The 14288-nt window shown below is 37.7% G+C and carries 13 protein-coding genes and 1 pseudogene; 8 read left to right on the top strand and 6 right to left on the bottom strand.

What is annotated here, in order from left to right; translation table 11 throughout:
- The first annotated feature begins 98 nt into the window (after positions 1–98).
- The 5 genes from ACEW8U_RS16070 to ACEW8U_RS16050 all read left to right on the top strand — a co-directional run bounded on the left by ACEW8U_RS16070 (position 99) and on the right by ACEW8U_RS16050 (position 5234).
- Positions 99–1094 carry a PfkB family carbohydrate kinase gene (locus tag ACEW8U_RS16070; protein ID WP_373523070.1) on the top strand — a complete coding sequence of 332 codons (996 nt, stop codon included), beginning with the start codon at positions 99–101 and terminating at the stop codon, positions 1092–1094.
- A 231-nt stretch (positions 1095–1325) separates the two neighbouring features.
- Positions 1326–1985, top strand: coding sequence for a bifunctional 4-hydroxy-2-oxoglutarate aldolase/2-dehydro-3-deoxy-phosphogluconate aldolase (locus ACEW8U_RS16065; RefSeq protein ID WP_373523069.1), 660 nt, complete (start codon positions 1326–1328; stop codon positions 1983–1985).
- Positions 1986–2966, top strand: coding sequence for a TRAP transporter substrate-binding protein (locus tag ACEW8U_RS16060; protein ID WP_373523068.1), 981 nt, complete (start codon positions 1986–1988; stop codon positions 2964–2966). It abuts the gene before it with no gap.
- 481 nt (positions 2967–3447) lie between these two features.
- Positions 3448–3933, top strand: coding sequence for a TRAP transporter small permease (locus ACEW8U_RS16055; RefSeq protein WP_373523067.1), 486 nt, complete (start codon positions 3448–3450; stop codon positions 3931–3933).
- Positions 3934–3938: 5 nt separating this feature from the next.
- On the top strand, positions 3939–5234 hold the full coding sequence (locus ACEW8U_RS16050; RefSeq protein WP_373523066.1) for a TRAP transporter large permease: 1296 nt from the start codon (positions 3939–3941) through the stop codon (positions 5232–5234).
- Between the two features lie 234 nt (positions 5235–5468).
- Here the strand turns inward: ACEW8U_RS16050 and ACEW8U_RS16045 are convergent, their stop codons facing one another.
- Positions 5469–6347 (bottom strand): PIG-L deacetylase family protein, encoded by an 879-nt coding sequence (locus ACEW8U_RS16045; RefSeq protein ID WP_373523065.1) that lies wholly within the window; start codon positions 6345–6347, stop codon positions 5469–5471.
- 98 nt (positions 6348–6445) lie between these two features.
- On the opposite strand from ACEW8U_RS16045, the gene ACEW8U_RS16040 reads away from it, so the two are divergent.
- Complete coding sequence (locus ACEW8U_RS16040) at positions 6446–6754, top strand: DUF6515 family protein (protein ID WP_373523087.1); 309 nt, start codon at positions 6446–6448, stop codon at positions 6752–6754.
- Between the two features lie 104 nt (positions 6755–6858).
- Here ACEW8U_RS16040 and ACEW8U_RS16035 read toward each other — a convergent pair whose 3' ends face one another.
- From ACEW8U_RS16035 to ACEW8U_RS16025, 3 genes are all read right to left on the bottom strand, one after another.
- The gene (locus ACEW8U_RS16035) at positions 6859–7011 is read right to left on the bottom strand and encodes a lmo0937 family membrane protein (RefSeq protein WP_373523064.1); all 153 of its coding nucleotides are present in this window, start codon (positions 7009–7011) and stop codon (positions 6859–6861) included.
- A gap of 193 nt (positions 7012–7204) precedes the next feature.
- Positions 7205–8254 (bottom strand): formylglycine-generating enzyme family protein, encoded by a 1050-nt coding sequence (locus ACEW8U_RS16030; protein ID WP_373523063.1) that lies wholly within the window; start codon positions 8252–8254, stop codon positions 7205–7207.
- A 317-nt stretch (positions 8255–8571) separates the two neighbouring features.
- The gene (locus ACEW8U_RS16025) at positions 8572–8766 is read right to left on the bottom strand and encodes a hypothetical protein (protein WP_373523062.1); all 195 of its coding nucleotides are present in this window, start codon (positions 8764–8766) and stop codon (positions 8572–8574) included.
- 747 nt (positions 8767–9513) lie between these two features.
- Here ACEW8U_RS16025 and ACEW8U_RS16020 point away from each other — a divergent pair.
- The gene (locus ACEW8U_RS16020; RefSeq protein WP_373523061.1) at positions 9514–10263 is read left to right on the top strand and encodes a DUF2490 domain-containing protein; all 750 of its coding nucleotides are present in this window, start codon (positions 9514–9516) and stop codon (positions 10261–10263) included.
- Positions 10264–10615: 352 nt separating this feature from the next.
- Here ACEW8U_RS16020 and ACEW8U_RS16015 read toward each other — a convergent pair whose 3' ends face one another.
- On the bottom strand, positions 10616–11071 hold the full coding sequence (locus ACEW8U_RS16015; protein WP_373523060.1) for a copper resistance protein NlpE: 456 nt from the start codon (positions 11069–11071) through the stop codon (positions 10616–10618).
- Positions 11072–11365: 294 nt separating this feature from the next.
- On the opposite strand from ACEW8U_RS16015, the gene ACEW8U_RS16010 reads away from it, so the two are divergent.
- Positions 11366–13909: a glycogen/starch/alpha-glucan phosphorylase gene (locus tag ACEW8U_RS16010; RefSeq protein ID WP_373523059.1), complete on the top strand. Its 2544-nt coding sequence runs from the start codon at positions 11366–11368 to the stop codon at positions 13907–13909.
- A gap of 68 nt (positions 13910–13977) precedes the next feature.
- Here the strand turns inward: ACEW8U_RS16010 and ACEW8U_RS16005 are convergent.
- Positions 13978–14288: pseudogene (locus ACEW8U_RS16005) on the bottom strand (lipase family protein); the annotation flags it as partial.

Raw genomic sequence — 14288 nt, 5'->3', positions numbered from 1 at the left:
TTTGGTTATATTGCGCAATCGATTGCACAATTTATGCAAAAGAAAAGTAAAAAAGAAACTATAAGTGATTATTTTCATGAAAGTTTTAATCAGTGACTATGAATAAAAAAGTCGTAACCATGGGAGATGTCATGATGCGTCTCAGTACACCGGGAAATGAACGGTTTCTACAAGCTAACTCCTACAATATTGTGTTTGGTGGAGCAGAAGCCAATGTAGCGGTATCCCTTGCCCAGTTTGGAGTGAATGCAGCTCATATCACAGCATTTCCTGCCAATGATATTGGAAAAACAGCCGCTGCTTATTTTAGGAAGGCTGGCGTTGACACTACTTTTATATCATTTCAAGAAGGACGTATGGGTTTATATTTTCTTGAAAACGGATCCATGCAAAGGGCATCAAAGATCATTTACGATAGATTTGATTCTGCTTTCGCCAATTTTTCGGGAGAGGAGATTGATTGGGACCTTGTATTTGATGGGGCCGATTGGTTTCATTGGACAGGTATCACTCCGGCTCTTTCCCAAAAAGCGGCTGATCTATGTTTGACAGCTTTAAAAAAAGCTAATCAAAAAGGTATAATGGTAAGCGGTGATATTAATTACCGAAGAAATCTATGGCAATTTGGAAAAGGTCCATTAGAAATAATGCCGGAATTGATTAGATATACCCATGTGATTGTGGCAGGATTGTCAGATTTTGAAAATTGTATGGATATTCAGGCAAATGATTTTCTGGAAGCTTGTCATCTTGCCAAAAAAGATTTTCCACAGATAAAATATATCACAAAAACCAAACGTGAGTCTCTCTCTGCTAATCATAATACCTTGAAAGGTTCACTTTGGAATGGTATTGAGATTTTGAAATCAAAAATATATGACATGCCTCAAATTGTAGATAGGGTTGGTGGGGGAGATGCCTATATTGCAGGATTGATTTATGGTCTCCTGCATTTTCCTGATCAGGTGGCATTGGAATTTGCCACAGCTGCCTCAGTGTTGAAACACAGCATCCCGGGAGACGCAAACTTTGTTACAGTCGAAGAAGTCAATGATTTGGTAAAAGGGGAAAATGTCGGAAAATTGCTCAGGTGATTTGTTAGATGTGAGACTTGAGACATGAGATCTAAAAAATAAGTCACAAGAACCAAGATTCAAGAGCCGAGATGAGAGATGTGAGAAACAAAAATCAAAGCTTGTCCCAAAGAATTTGGGGGAGCCCAAAAACGAGAGAAAAGAAATTTAAATTCAACTCATTTACAATTTTTCTCAAAGCTCAGGAAGGCAGGCTTGAGAGCAATATAAAAACCTATTTAACCCACCAATATGTCATTAAAAAACGATGAAATTTTATTGAAAATGGCTAAAACAGGTATGATTCCTGTATTTAACCATAAAGATATTGATATCGCCATAAAAGTTCTCGATGCTTCCTATAAAGCTGGAATAAGGGTTTTTGAATTTACCAATAGGGAATCAAATGCCCTTGAAGTTTTCAAAAATTTAAAAATTTATGCGGAGAAATACCCGGACCTGATTTTGGGAATAGGAACAATTTTTACTCGTGAAGAGGCTCGGAGATTTTATTTTGCAGAGGCAGATTTTATTGTGTCACCGGCCTTGATTCCAGATGTTGCCAACTATTGCAACATGAAAGGTAGATTTTGGATCCCAGGCTGCGCTACTCTAACTGAGGTATATCAGGCTAAAATATTGGGAGCAACTTTGATAAAGGCTTTTCCGGGCAATTTATTGGGACCGGGGTTTATCAAAGCTGTACTTTCAGTTCTTCCTAACCTCAAAATGATGCCCACAGGAGGGGTAGAACCAAATAAGGAAAACCTCTCTATTTGGTTTGAAGCTGGAGTTCATTGTGTTGGTATGGGTTCCCAATTATTTGACAAAAAAGCAATTGAACGTGGAGATTTCAAGGGACTTGAAAACAATATCAAATCAACTTTGAACATTATTCAAGAATTGAAATAAATGATTAATTCTAGATTCAGCACATTTCTGTTTATTTTCCTCCTCTTTACTGCCTGCAATGGACCAGGAGGTGTTAGGTTGATCAAATTGGGGCATGGATTGGGAGTCACCCATCCCGTCCATGAAGCCATGGTTTTTATGGCAAAAAGGGTAGAGGAAAAGTCCGAGGGAAAAGTCCAAATCCGTATTTATCCCAACCAACAATTGGGTACCGAAAGGGAATTAGTTGAATTGCTACAAATTGGAAGTTTGGGGATGACCAAGGTTTCCTCAGCCACTTTGGAAAGTTTCGCTCCAAAAATCCAAGTGCTTTCAATGCCATATCTCTTTAGGGATGATGCGCATCGGGAGAAGGTATTGAAAGGTGAAATTGGTAGACAATTGCTTTCAGAAAGTGAGGAATTTTGGTTAAAGGGCCTTGTTTATTATGATGCCGGAAAAAGAAGCTTTTATACCAAAACCAAATCTGTGGAAAGCCCTGAAGACTTGAAAGGGTTGAAAGTCAGGACTCTTGAAAGCAATATGGCCATCAATATGATCAAAAGCTTTGGCAGCTCACCCACACCTGTTTCCTATGGTGAATTATATACAGCTCTACAACAGGGTATTGTGGATGGAGCCGAAAACAACCCGCCAAGTTTGTATACCTCCAGGCATTATGAGGTTTGTAAATTCTATTCTATGAATGAACATACTGCCGTACCTGATGTGGTCATTGTCAGTACAAAAGTTTGGAACACCTTGGATGATGAGGAAAAACAATGGATTCAAGAGGCAGCAGATGAGTCTGCTGTTTTCCAATATAAACTTTGGGCAGCGTCAGTAGAAGAATCCTTAAAGGAAATGGAAAAAGCAGGAGTGACTATCACATATCCAGATCCAACTCCATTTAGACAAGCAGTTGAATCCCTTTATGAATCATTCAAAATTACCGAACCTGAAATGTATGAAATGGTGGAGAGGATAAGGAGGGTGGAGTAAGAGGAAGGATGAAGTTAGAAGGATGAGGGATGAAGGTAGAAGAAGGTAGATTGTAGATTGAAGATTTGGGCAAAATGAAGGTGGAATAATTATTTTAATGAGACATTTCTGAATTTGCCTTTGATTTGTTTTCATTCACAAGTGCCGTAGGCATGATCGGTTTTATAGCCCTGTAATTTATTGCAGGGTAATGTGGAAGTTAATGTTACCCAAAATACCGTAGCTATGGACGGTATTTGAAATTGAAGAAAAAGGCGGATAGCAACATGTGTCATTAAACTTGGTAACGTCTCTATCTTAAATTAATAAATATATTACATGAATATTTCGATAAACCGAAAGGGATGTGAGTGGCGACACTCACATTGGCGGAGGCTACTCTAAAAGCTGACAACTTGCAAACCACAACAAAAATACCCCGTCCAAAGTGGCAGAATTATTATAACCATTTCAATACAATAAGCACTTATTATCCAAAAAAATGACCAACCAAACTTTCAAAAATAGACTTGATAAAATTGTGGCGGGTGCCTTGATCATATTGATGGCGTTGATGGTACTCAATGTAACATGGCAGGTAATGTCCCGATATATTTTTCAAAATCCCAGTTCATTTACTGATGAATTATCCAGGTATATGTTGATATGGTTAGGGATGTTAGGGGCAGCTTATGTGGCAGGTCAAGATCAGCATTTAGCGATTGACATTTTGCCCAGAAAACTGAACGGTATTCCCAAAGTGAGATTGATGATCGTGATCAATTCATTTGTACTGTTTTTTGCGTTATCGGTGATGGTTTTGGGAGGAAGTAATCTTGTATATATCACCTTTATTCTTCAACAAAAATCTGCTACCCTCCAAGTACCATTAGCCTTTGTATATACCATCATCCCAATCAGTGGCTTATTGGTTATTTATTATCAGATTTTTAGTATCCAAAACCATTTACAAACCCAAAAAGCCTGATCAACATGGAATATATCAGTATTTTAATTTTGGTATTGTCGTTTGTTGTCCTGATGGGAATAGGGGTTCCTGTTGCCTGGAGTTTGGGTATATCCAGTTTTTTGACATTGATGGTGTCTGTTGCTGTAATTCCTTCGGGTACCACGATTGCCCAAAGGATGGGTACAGGTTTGGATAGTTTTGCCTTATTGGCTATTCCTTTTTTTGTACTTGCAGGAGAAATCATGAACAAGGGAGGCATCGCCAATAGATTGATTGAATTGGCAAAAGCTTTCACGGGACGACTTCCCGGTGGTTTGTTATACGTTAATGTTATTGCAGCCATGTTGTTTGGAGCTATTGCCGGTTCTGCGGCAGCAGCCGTTTCAGCGATTGGTGGAATCCTCGGAAAAAGAATGGATGCTGAAGGGTATCCAAAAGGATTGGGTGCGGCTGTCAATATTACTTCATCTACAACCGGTTTAATAATTCCTCCATCAAATATCCTTATTGTTTATTCATTGGCATCAGGAGGGGTATCTATTGCGGCCTTATTTATTGCCGGTTATTTACCAGGTATATTTATAGGATTGGTTTTGATGGTGACAGCTGCCATCTTTATAAAAAAGCATAATCTACCAGCAGGGGAACGAACCACATTAAAAGAATTGACAAGTAAGTTTTTCAGGGCTTTTCCTTCCTTAATGCTATTGTTTATTGTAATTGGAGGGATAGTCGGAGGGGTTTTTACGGCCACGGAAGCCTCTGCTATTGCAGTGATTTATACCTTGGGTTTGTCATTTTACTATGGAGAATTGAAATGGAAAGAAATCCCCTCAATACTTCTCAAATCCTCAGAAACTACCGCCATAGTGATGTTGTTGATCGCAACTTCCATGAGCATGTCATGGGTGATGTCCAGTGAGGACATTCCACAATCCATCAGTGCATCCTTGCTTTCGGTTTCTGACAATATTTTTGTCATTCTGATATTGATCAATCTGATCTTACTGTTTGTGGGAATTTTTATGGACATGACTCCGGCTGTGCTGATTTTTACCCCGATTTTCCTTCCGATTGTGATGGAACTTGGAGTAGATCCGGTGCATTTTGGAATTATCATGATTTTGAATCTTTGTATTGGACTTTGCACACCACCCGTGGGTTCGGTCCTTTTCCTTGGGGTCCAGGTGGCTGGTATCAGTATTGAAAAAGCTGTCAAACCCTTGATCCCATTCTTTATTGCCATGATTTTGGGATTGATCGTGGTTACCCTTTGGCCAGGTCTTTCCTTGTGGCTGCCTAGTTTGTTTGGATTGTAAGGTTGAATTCAGAAAAAAGAGCCAAGAGCCAATAACAAGAAGAGAAGCGAGAGCCAAGAATCAAGAACCAAGAGCCAAAGCCTGTCCCGATTATAGGGGAAACAAGATAAACTAATAGACGTGTGAGAGATAGGAAAAAGAGACTATTATCTAGGCTTACTTTGCGTCAAAACCTCATGCCCCATAAACCAGAGGTCAAAGACTGCGGATAATTTGAATTCCATTATTTATCAATCACCGGCTAATCATAGGAAAAAATCGTCGTATATCCTGGTCTGTTGGCTTGGTACCATATTCGCAAATTTCAAAAAGCTCTACATTTTGGACATTTGATGCTTTTTCTTTTCCATACCACTTTTCCAAAACTTGTAATGAGTTTGGATTAACAGCACTCAACCTTTTTTCCTTTAACCATTCTATTCTGGCTTCCTTATCTTCGGGAACTTGATCGGCATACCTTCCGATCCAAGGTAACCATTCATAAAATTGTGATTCGTGTGCATCAAGCGCATATATTTTTCTATCCATTACGGATGTGATGTCAATCGCTATATCTGCTTGAAATGGATATGGTTTCTGGAAATTATCCTGAAAATAAAGGAACACGGGATTTTTACTTAAAGGAGGAGTGTCTGCTGCAATATTGGGAACGCCTACCAAATAGGCGGCATCTTGTACCAATATAGCAGTATATCTGTGGTCAGGATGGTAGTCATTCGTTCTGTGGGAAATCACTACATCTGCTTTCCATTCCCGAATTTTTCTAATGATCTCAAGCCTTATAGGTAAGGTGGCTAGTAATTCCCCATCATGATTGTCCAAGACCTCATAAGTTATTCCCAACCTTTTGGCAACCTCCTGTGTCTCTGCCACTCGCCTTTTGGCCAACATTCCACCTCCCTGTTCCATATGTCCGGCATCTCCATTGGTCACAGAGATGAATTTGACATGATGACCCATTTCTGCAAACAAGGCAGCAGTTCCACCACCTTTGATATCGCAATCATCTGGATGCGCACCGATCATAATGATTTGAAGAGGTGTATTCTGGGCAATGATAAAGTGCAAGGTGAAGAGGTAGCAAATTAGGGTGATGAGTAATTTGGTTTTCATGGGATATAGTGAATGTTTACCAAGAAAGTTAATCAAATGGACGGTGATTTTCAACTTAAAATATTTTGAGATAAAATTCTAAAACATTGATTTAATCAATTTATACCTTAGAAATAGTTTTTCAAGGTTTTTTATACAAATTTAAAAATGATTTTTATCCCAATCTAATTATTACAAGAAGTAAAATCGAATTCTACAGGGGAGGAGTATTTTTTGAAAAAACTGCCAATGGTTTTGTTGTGGTGCCACCCACAGCGGATACTTTGGTGGAAAATCTTTCTGATGGTGGAGAGGAAATCAAGATCGGTGACAGAACGTTGATCCGATTTGGGGAGACTTATTACCAACCTGTACAGGTCAACGGAAGAAATATGTACGGGGTGGTATATATTGAAGAAGAAGAATAGATATTTTATTCTTCATATAAAATAGGCCAAAGGACAGTATAAAATACTATCCTTTGGCCTATTTTCAATGTTTGCTGCAACAAAGTTGATTAGTTAAATTATGGTTAGACCCGACGTCCTGACACGAGATTGAAGACGATGGCGATAATAGCCAACACGAGCAAAATGTGTATTATTCCACCCACACTGTAAACAAAAGCTCCAAATATCCAACCTATAATCAAAATCACGGCGATGATATACAATATATTTCCCATTTTTCTAATGTTTAAATTTTAAATAATATTTTAAAAGAAAAAATTCAAACTTTATGCCTGAAACCGGAAATGCCTATTGGAGCTTTTAAAACACTTTTTTTTTAAGAAGAATTTTCTACAATGATATATATGGGGTGTTTATGCCTCACTTTGGGTACATGAATTTTATTAGGAAATCAGAAAATTGGTTTTTTTACCTCACACATCTAAAGCCTACATTAGAGGTTCCACTGTCATATGCATGCCCTTGACGGGCAGAGGGACGGTAATTGATACAATAATCGTCAGCGCAAAGAAAAGAACCGCCTTTGATGACTTTTTCCAATGCAAAAGGATTTTGAGGATTATAACATTTATTGATAGCACTGTCCAAAGGTGGGGCGTTTCCTGCAATTCTGTTAAATTGTATGGCATCATACCAATCAGATGTCAATTCCCAAACATTCCCGATCATATCATACAGGCCGAAATCATTTGGAGGAAAACTCTTTACAGGTGCTGTTCCCTGAAAACCATCTTCGGTTTTGTTTTCATGCGGGAAGGTACCTTGAAAAGTATTGGCCATAAATGCGCCATTAGGCCTTAATTCTGTCCCCCAAGCATAACGCTGATGTTCTCTCCCGGATTTTGCGGCATATTCCCATTCTGCTTCAGTGGCCAATCTCTTGCCTGCCCATTGAGAATAAGCTTCGGCATCTTCAAATGCAATATGGACTACGGGATGGTTTTCTCTTTCTTGCAGATTACTGTCCGGACCCTCCGGATGTCTCCAATTTGCACCGGTCACCCACTTCCACCATTGACTTATTTCATGTTCTCTTGTAGACACAGGATAGGATGGGGGAGAAAAAACCAAAGAACCGGGCTGCAAATCTTCTTCAGAAGGTTTTGGAGTATCTGGCGGTAATTGAAGCTTCATTTCTTCCCAGTCTACCTTTCGTTCTGCAACCGTAACATATCCTGTCTCTTCCACAAACTTTGCAAATTGATTGTTAGTCACTTCTGTTTCATCCATCCAAAAACCTTTGACCTCTCTTTTTACAGCAGGTCTTTCTACTGCGTAGGCGTCGGATTCATTGGTACCCATGAAGAAATCTCCTCCTGCTATCCATATCATCCCATCTTCACTTTGAATTTCATTTTGGGAGATGGATTCTTCTTTAGACTCAGTTTTGGTTTGGCAATTTGTCAAAAACAAAATGAAATAAAATAGAAGTGGTTTCAGGAAGAAGGATGATTTCATAGGGTTCCTTTCAGAAAGATTTGGTTTAAAGGTAGCTTTAGCTGATTACTAATACAATACACTTTATGAAGAATGGTATATAAAAAGGAACCTGGTTCATTTTTTAAATCATATTCCTTGTGTTGAATGTCAATGTCAAAAAAACCAAAAATGGATATTTATAAACTTTATTTTATGATTCTAAGATAAAAGGAAGATGCATCAACTTTCAATCTTCTTTTTGCCAGATCATCCAATTTGGCCTCATACAAAGGTTCATAATTCTCTTGATATTCATTGATGATTTTCAATCTATCTCTTGATACAGACCTTCTTTCTTATTCATATTGTTGATAAATATTCCAGAATGTTTGTGATCGAGATTCAGGCAAATCCATGTACTGACGTACCAAAGCCTGCTTTTCCATACCAAACTCACTTTGTATCAAAGTGATCTCATCATCCACAGTTGGAGTTTGGGCCATTCCCACTATCGGAATAGATAGTATCATGGCCAATAAAATAAAATACATTTACATTTCATAATTAACAGTCAAGTGTAAGATATATTTTTTAAAAAATTATAAATCAGTTAGTTAAGTTATTTCATATAAAGTAAATAATAAGATTAAACCAATCACCTTTGGGTTACTACAAAACCTACATTAAGACCCAGCGCTGAATGCGCTGGAAGTCTCGATCCCTCTAATGTATTGTAGTATTTCCCTTAAAGTTTGATAGCCATAAATTCACTTTATTGGAAAATAGAGCCCAATTCCGGCCTGATACCAATTTGGAGGGAGCTTGTTCTTTCTTGAAATATTCCCAATTCGATCCTTCGAGTATTCACAACAACACCAGCCCCAAGAGAAAAATATGGACGGATAAGACCCGGTTCATTAAAGAAATAGATGGCAGCAGGCATAATCGGTACCAGGTTATGGTATCTGAATTGTGTTCCTGTATTTGAAAGGATTACACTATTCAGTGTTTTTCCTGTTTTTGTTTCAAAAAGAATGAAAGCTTGTTTTCATCTGGTCCTGGACCTAATGGGTTCATGCATGAACAAAGAACCCATTTACTTGGTCAATTAAATAAAGGTAATTTTACTTATTCTTTGGGATATGTTGTGAGGTATATTAATATTAGTCCAGAAATAGCTCGAATTAATCATGGTCTTGTTTTCTGGTTGACAATAAATCTCAATTTGATGAAAGACCGCTTACCGACATTTATAGAATTTCCAAGTGACCACGTGGATTGATAATATTTAGTGATTTATGAAGTGGATTTTTACTTTTCTGACTTTGTTGATAGTACATCCTATAAGTGCACAACGACAAACTCAGGTCAATACCGAATTTTGGTACGGATTTATGACTTCTGGTCAAATAGCACCTAATTGGTCAATTTGGCTTGACTCCCATCATGTTCCTGAGTTGTTTCTGATCTTTAGGGGAGGATTGACATATCATACAGAAGACCAAAGAATTGCCGTCACCGCAGGATATGCCAATTTGAGTTTGACAACTCCTTTTTCTGAGGGTAGACTAATTAGGCCAGAACATAGGCCATGGGGTCAGGTGGTTTACAGGATGCCGACCAAATCTGATTTTTCGGTCAGTTTTAGATATAGGCATGATGCCAGGTATCGGGGAAATTTTAGTACTACAGAAATCATTGATGGGTTTTCTCTGAATCACCGGATGCGCTTTAATGCCAGCTTAAGGTATAATTGGAGGAATTCCCTTAGCCCTCATTTCAATTTTTTCACCACTTTGTTCAATGAGTTTTTGATAACTGTGGGACCTGCACCAGCAGACAATCCTTTTGAACATAGGATCTTTGTTCTGTTCAGTTTTCAGAGAAAAGCGATCACATTGTCGCCCAGCTACCATATCAGGTTAGCCACTCCGGATTCAGAAATTTTAAGAATCAATCATGGGTTGTTTTTATGGATCAATATCAACTATAAATTCAAAGATTTTAGAAGACATAATCTGAAAGAATTTCCAGTTGATCATATATAAAAAAAGGATTTCGGAATTGAATTCGACATCCCAAAACATATTTTTCTTAAAAATCATTTATTGTCTTCTGACCACTCCTTCTTCCAACATTCTTTCATTCACAACTTGGGCGAATATTGGCGTTATTTGTTGTTGAGGATACTCCAATGGAACTTAAAATTCTTATACTAACATCTTTAACAGCTTGCCTCTTACCCACATCTCAAATAATCGCAGCATTAAGTAGATTGGAATATCCTGTAGTATTTTTATCAGGACTGACCCAAGATCTTGTAACTTTTGTTATAGGAAAACAAGCAGAGACTTAAACAATCACAAAATTTGATAATTTTTTTTTAATCGATTTTGTAACTTATTTTTTATTCAGTTTGTAGTTTTCCGCTAAGTCACCGGTAATTCGATTGCCATCTATATCTAAATGAAAAAGCACGTTTTCACCAACAAAATATTGATTCGGGAAATCTTCATCATTTAGAGTAATGGTATTTCCTGCCTCATTCCATGAAAAAGTGCCTGAACTTTCAATCACCTTATTGTCATCTTTTCCAAGATAAGTTGATTTACGCGTGTAGGAATCACCTGATCCAAGTTCAAGGGTCACTTCTATTCCCTCGCAATCAGCACAAGGTAGTATCCCAGAATAAATGCCCAAATAATCTAAAGAAAGTTCGGAGGTGTGATGGTCAATTACTTCCTCAAACATCTCATCATCAATAATAAGGTCATTTTGATTGGTTGATTTTTGGCAAGAGAATAAGACAAAAATCCCTGCTAAAAGGAGTGGAATATAGCAGTTTTTGGAATTCATAAATTTTTTAATTTAATATTTTGACTTGAAGATAACATCAATTCGGATTTGAACAAAGACAAGTATAAGTTTTCAAATACTTACTTAAATAATAAAGAGTGGGGAAGATTACTTTAATAAGTAAATTAAAGGTATACAAAAGTCCTATTGTAGCTTCAAATTATTTGATCAGGGCTTAGCAAAAACGAACCAAATTTTTTATAAATGAGCTTTTGATTAACTTTCCGAGATATTTGCGGGTGAGAATTTATTAAATATGAATAATCACCTATTAAAGATTAAAATTAAGATAAAATGAAAAAATCTCAACCTATTGGAGAAACTAGTGATAATACTGACAACAAACAAATAACAGTGATAGAAGATGCCAGGACTGGTCTAAGTGTAGAAGCATTGAAAAAGGCAATTTCAAATAACCTATTTTATGTTCAGGGAAAATATCCTGAAATAGCTACCCGAAATGACTATTATATGGCAATGTCCTATGCTGTAAGAGATAGGATGCTGCAAAGATGGACATCCTCAGTAAAGCAGTACATTGATGGGAAAAACAAAATCGTATCTTATCTGTCAGCAGAGTACCTTTTAGGTCCACATTTAGCCAATAATCTGATTAATCTTGGAATTTATTCCCAAATGGAAAAAGCCCTTGGTGAATTGGGGATTAGTTTGGAATGGCTTATAGAGAAGGAAATTGAACCTGGATTGGGCAATGGTGGCTTGGGAAGGTTAGCGGCTTGTTATATGGATTCTTTGGCAAGTCTAGAAGTGCCTGCAATAGGCTATGGTATCAGGTATCAATTCGGGATATTTGAACAGGATATCAGGGACGGATGGCAGGTAGAAGATACCGACAATTGGCTAAGAAGAGGGAATCCTTGGGAGATTGCAAGGAGAGAAGTCAGCTATGATGTCAAATTGGGAGGACACGTTCAGCGATATATTGATGTCAAAGGAAAGTTAGTGAATAATTGGATTCCGGGCTGGGTTGTCAAAGGAGTGGCATATGATACTCCAATACTGGGTTATCAAGTCAATACAGCAAATACCCTCAGACTTTGGAAATCAGAGGCTCCAAAGACTTTTGATTTCCAATCTTTTAATGCAGGAGATTACAATAGTGCGGTCAACCAGAAAATAATCTGCGAAAATATCAGTAAGGTATTATACCCAAATGACGATCAAATAGAAGGTAAAAGACTCAGATTGCAACAGCAATATTTCTTTGTGTCCTGCTCTTTGCAGGATATGATCAATATACATTTGAGAAGCGGGGACAAAATCGAAAATTTCCATGAGAAGTTTGTAGTACAGCTGAATGATACCCATCCTTCCATTGGAATAGCAGAAATGATGCGCTTGCTTTTGGATGTGCATAGAATGGAGTGGGATGATGCCTGGAAAGTCACCATCCAGACCTTTGCCTACACCAACCATACCTTATTGCCTGAGGCATTGGAAACATGGGACTTGGAACTGTTTGCTTCCGTATTGCCCAGACATTTGGATATGATTTATGAAATCAATAGGCGTTTTATGGATCAGGTATCTCTTAAGTATTTCGGTGATCGGCAAAAAATCGATAGCCTATCAATAATAGGAGAGGGACCGAGAAAGTATATTAAAATGGCCAATCTTGCCAGTGTTGGTAGTTTTGCCATCAATGGTGTGGCTGCGCTGCATTCAGATCTTTTGAAGAAAACAGTTTTGAAAGACTGGTATGAACTTTCTCCGGAAAAATTCAGCAACAAAACAAACGGTGTGACTCCAAGGAGATGGATGGTATTGAGCAATCCAATGCTTACTAAATTGATTATCAGCAAAATCGGTGATACTTGGATAAAACATTTGGATGAACTGAGAGGGCTGGAGAAATGGGCAGAAGATTCTGATTTTCAGAAAGAATGGATGGAAGTGAAATTGGAGCAAAAGAAAATTTTATCCCGTAAAATCTATAATCGACTTGGGATTAAAGTCAATCCTGAATCTCTGTTCGATATTCAAGTCAAGCGTATCCACGAGTACAAAAGGCAGCATTTAAATGTTTTGCATATTATTTATCTTTATAATAAGATCAAACAAAACCCGGATATAGACATTGTTCCGAGAACATTTATTTTTGCAGGAAAAGCAGCTCCGGGATACCGAAGGGCAAAATTGATTATCAAATTGATCAATGCAGTAGGAGAAGTGGTCAATAATGATCCGGATGTTCGGGATAGACTTAAAGTGGTCTTCTATCCAAACTACAATGTGACCAATGCCCAAATAATCTATCCCGCTGCAGACCTTTCAGAACAGATTTCTACAGCTGGAAAGGAGGCATCAGGAACCGGGAATATGAAACTTTCAATGAACGGTGCGCTTACTGTAGGCACATTGGACGGGGCCAATGTTGAAATCAGGGAATGTGTAGGAGAAGAAAATTTCTTCCTTTTTGGTTTGACTTCGGATGAGGTGGATGAAAAGAAAAGAAATGGATACAAACCGTGGGAATATTATCAAAAGAATAAATCTCTCAAAAAGGTCCTTGACCTGATCAATTCCGGATATTTTTCACACCTGGATAAGATGATGTTCAAAGAGCTGGTTGAGTCATTGATATATGATGACCAATTCCTTTTATTAGCTGATTACCAGTCTTATGTAGAAGCGCAGGATAAAATCGACCAAGCTTTCAGAAATAAATCCAATTGGGCCAAAATGTCAATTCTCAATACGGCCAGAATGGGTAAATTTTCAAGTGATAGAAGTATCCGAGAATATTGTGATGAAATATGGAAGGTCAAATCAGTGCCCGTAGAACTGATAAATAATTCCAATAAAATCAAAGATTAATAAGGAATAACATCTCCACATCTATTAAAAACCTTGAATTTGGTACGATTTGATTGATACCTCACAATTCAAGGTTTTTCTTTTCCATTTGGGGCAGAAGGTAAAAACATTCTTTCGGCCAATTTTATGTAAGGTGTGTGTACATGGTGCATAAAAATAGTTTCAGGATTGTCAGGATATTTTTCCCGGTATTGATCGTCAGGGACAAGAACAATCGTAGTCCCTGTTCTGACATATTGGTTGCTGGACACAAACTCAGGTTTTTGAAATTCCGGTAAACTTTTTTTAATAAATATACTGGCCTTATCTCCCAAGTATTTTTGAAAATTTCTCTGGGCTTTTCTGGTGGGTTTATCCAATTGGTTAAAAACCCTCCTCA

The sequence above is a fragment of the Aquiflexum sp. genome, from assembly GCF_041751335.1.
GTDB lineage: Bacteria > Bacteroidota > Bacteroidia > Cytophagales > Cyclobacteriaceae > Aquiflexum.
Note: the sequence above shows the minus strand (reverse complement) of the source record. Positions and strands in the feature narration are given on the sequence as shown.

Excerpts from the sequence above, each read along its gene's own strand:
- ACEW8U_RS16025 (WP_373523062.1), bottom strand. The coding sequence starts at position 8,766 with ATGTATTTTATTTTATTGGCCATGATACTATCTATTCCGATAGTGGGA.
- ACEW8U_RS16050 (WP_373523066.1), top strand. The coding sequence starts at position 3,939 with ATGGAATATATCAGTATTTTAATTTTGGTATTGTCGTTTGTTGTCCTG.
- ACEW8U_RS16030 (WP_373523063.1), bottom strand. The coding sequence starts at position 8,254 with ATGAAATCATCCTTCTTCCTGAAACCACTTCTATTTTATTTCATTTTG.
- ACEW8U_RS16020 (WP_373523061.1), top strand. The coding sequence starts at position 9,514 with ATGAAGTGGATTTTTACTTTTCTGACTTTGTTGATAGTACATCCTATA.
- ACEW8U_RS16045 (WP_373523065.1), bottom strand. The coding sequence starts at position 6,347 with ATGAAAACCAAATTACTCATCACCCTAATTTGCTACCTCTTCACCTTG.
- ACEW8U_RS16060 (WP_373523068.1), top strand. The coding sequence starts at position 1,986 with ATGATTAATTCTAGATTCAGCACATTTCTGTTTATTTTCCTCCTCTTT.
- ACEW8U_RS16055 (WP_373523067.1), top strand. The coding sequence starts at position 3,448 with ATGACCAACCAAACTTTCAAAAATAGACTTGATAAAATTGTGGCGGGT.
- ACEW8U_RS16065 (WP_373523069.1), top strand. The coding sequence starts at position 1,326 with ATGTCATTAAAAAACGATGAAATTTTATTGAAAATGGCTAAAACAGGT.
- ACEW8U_RS16010 (WP_373523059.1), top strand. The coding sequence starts at position 11,366 with ATGAAAAAATCTCAACCTATTGGAGAAACTAGTGATAATACTGACAAC.
- ACEW8U_RS16070 (WP_373523070.1), top strand. The coding sequence starts at position 99 with ATGAATAAAAAAGTCGTAACCATGGGAGATGTCATGATGCGTCTCAGT.
- ACEW8U_RS16015 (WP_373523060.1), bottom strand. The coding sequence starts at position 11,071 with ATGAATTCCAAAAACTGCTATATTCCACTCCTTTTAGCAGGGATTTTT.
- ACEW8U_RS16035 (WP_373523064.1), bottom strand. The coding sequence starts at position 7,011 with ATGGGAAATATATTGTATATCATCGCCGTGATTTTGATTATAGGTTGG.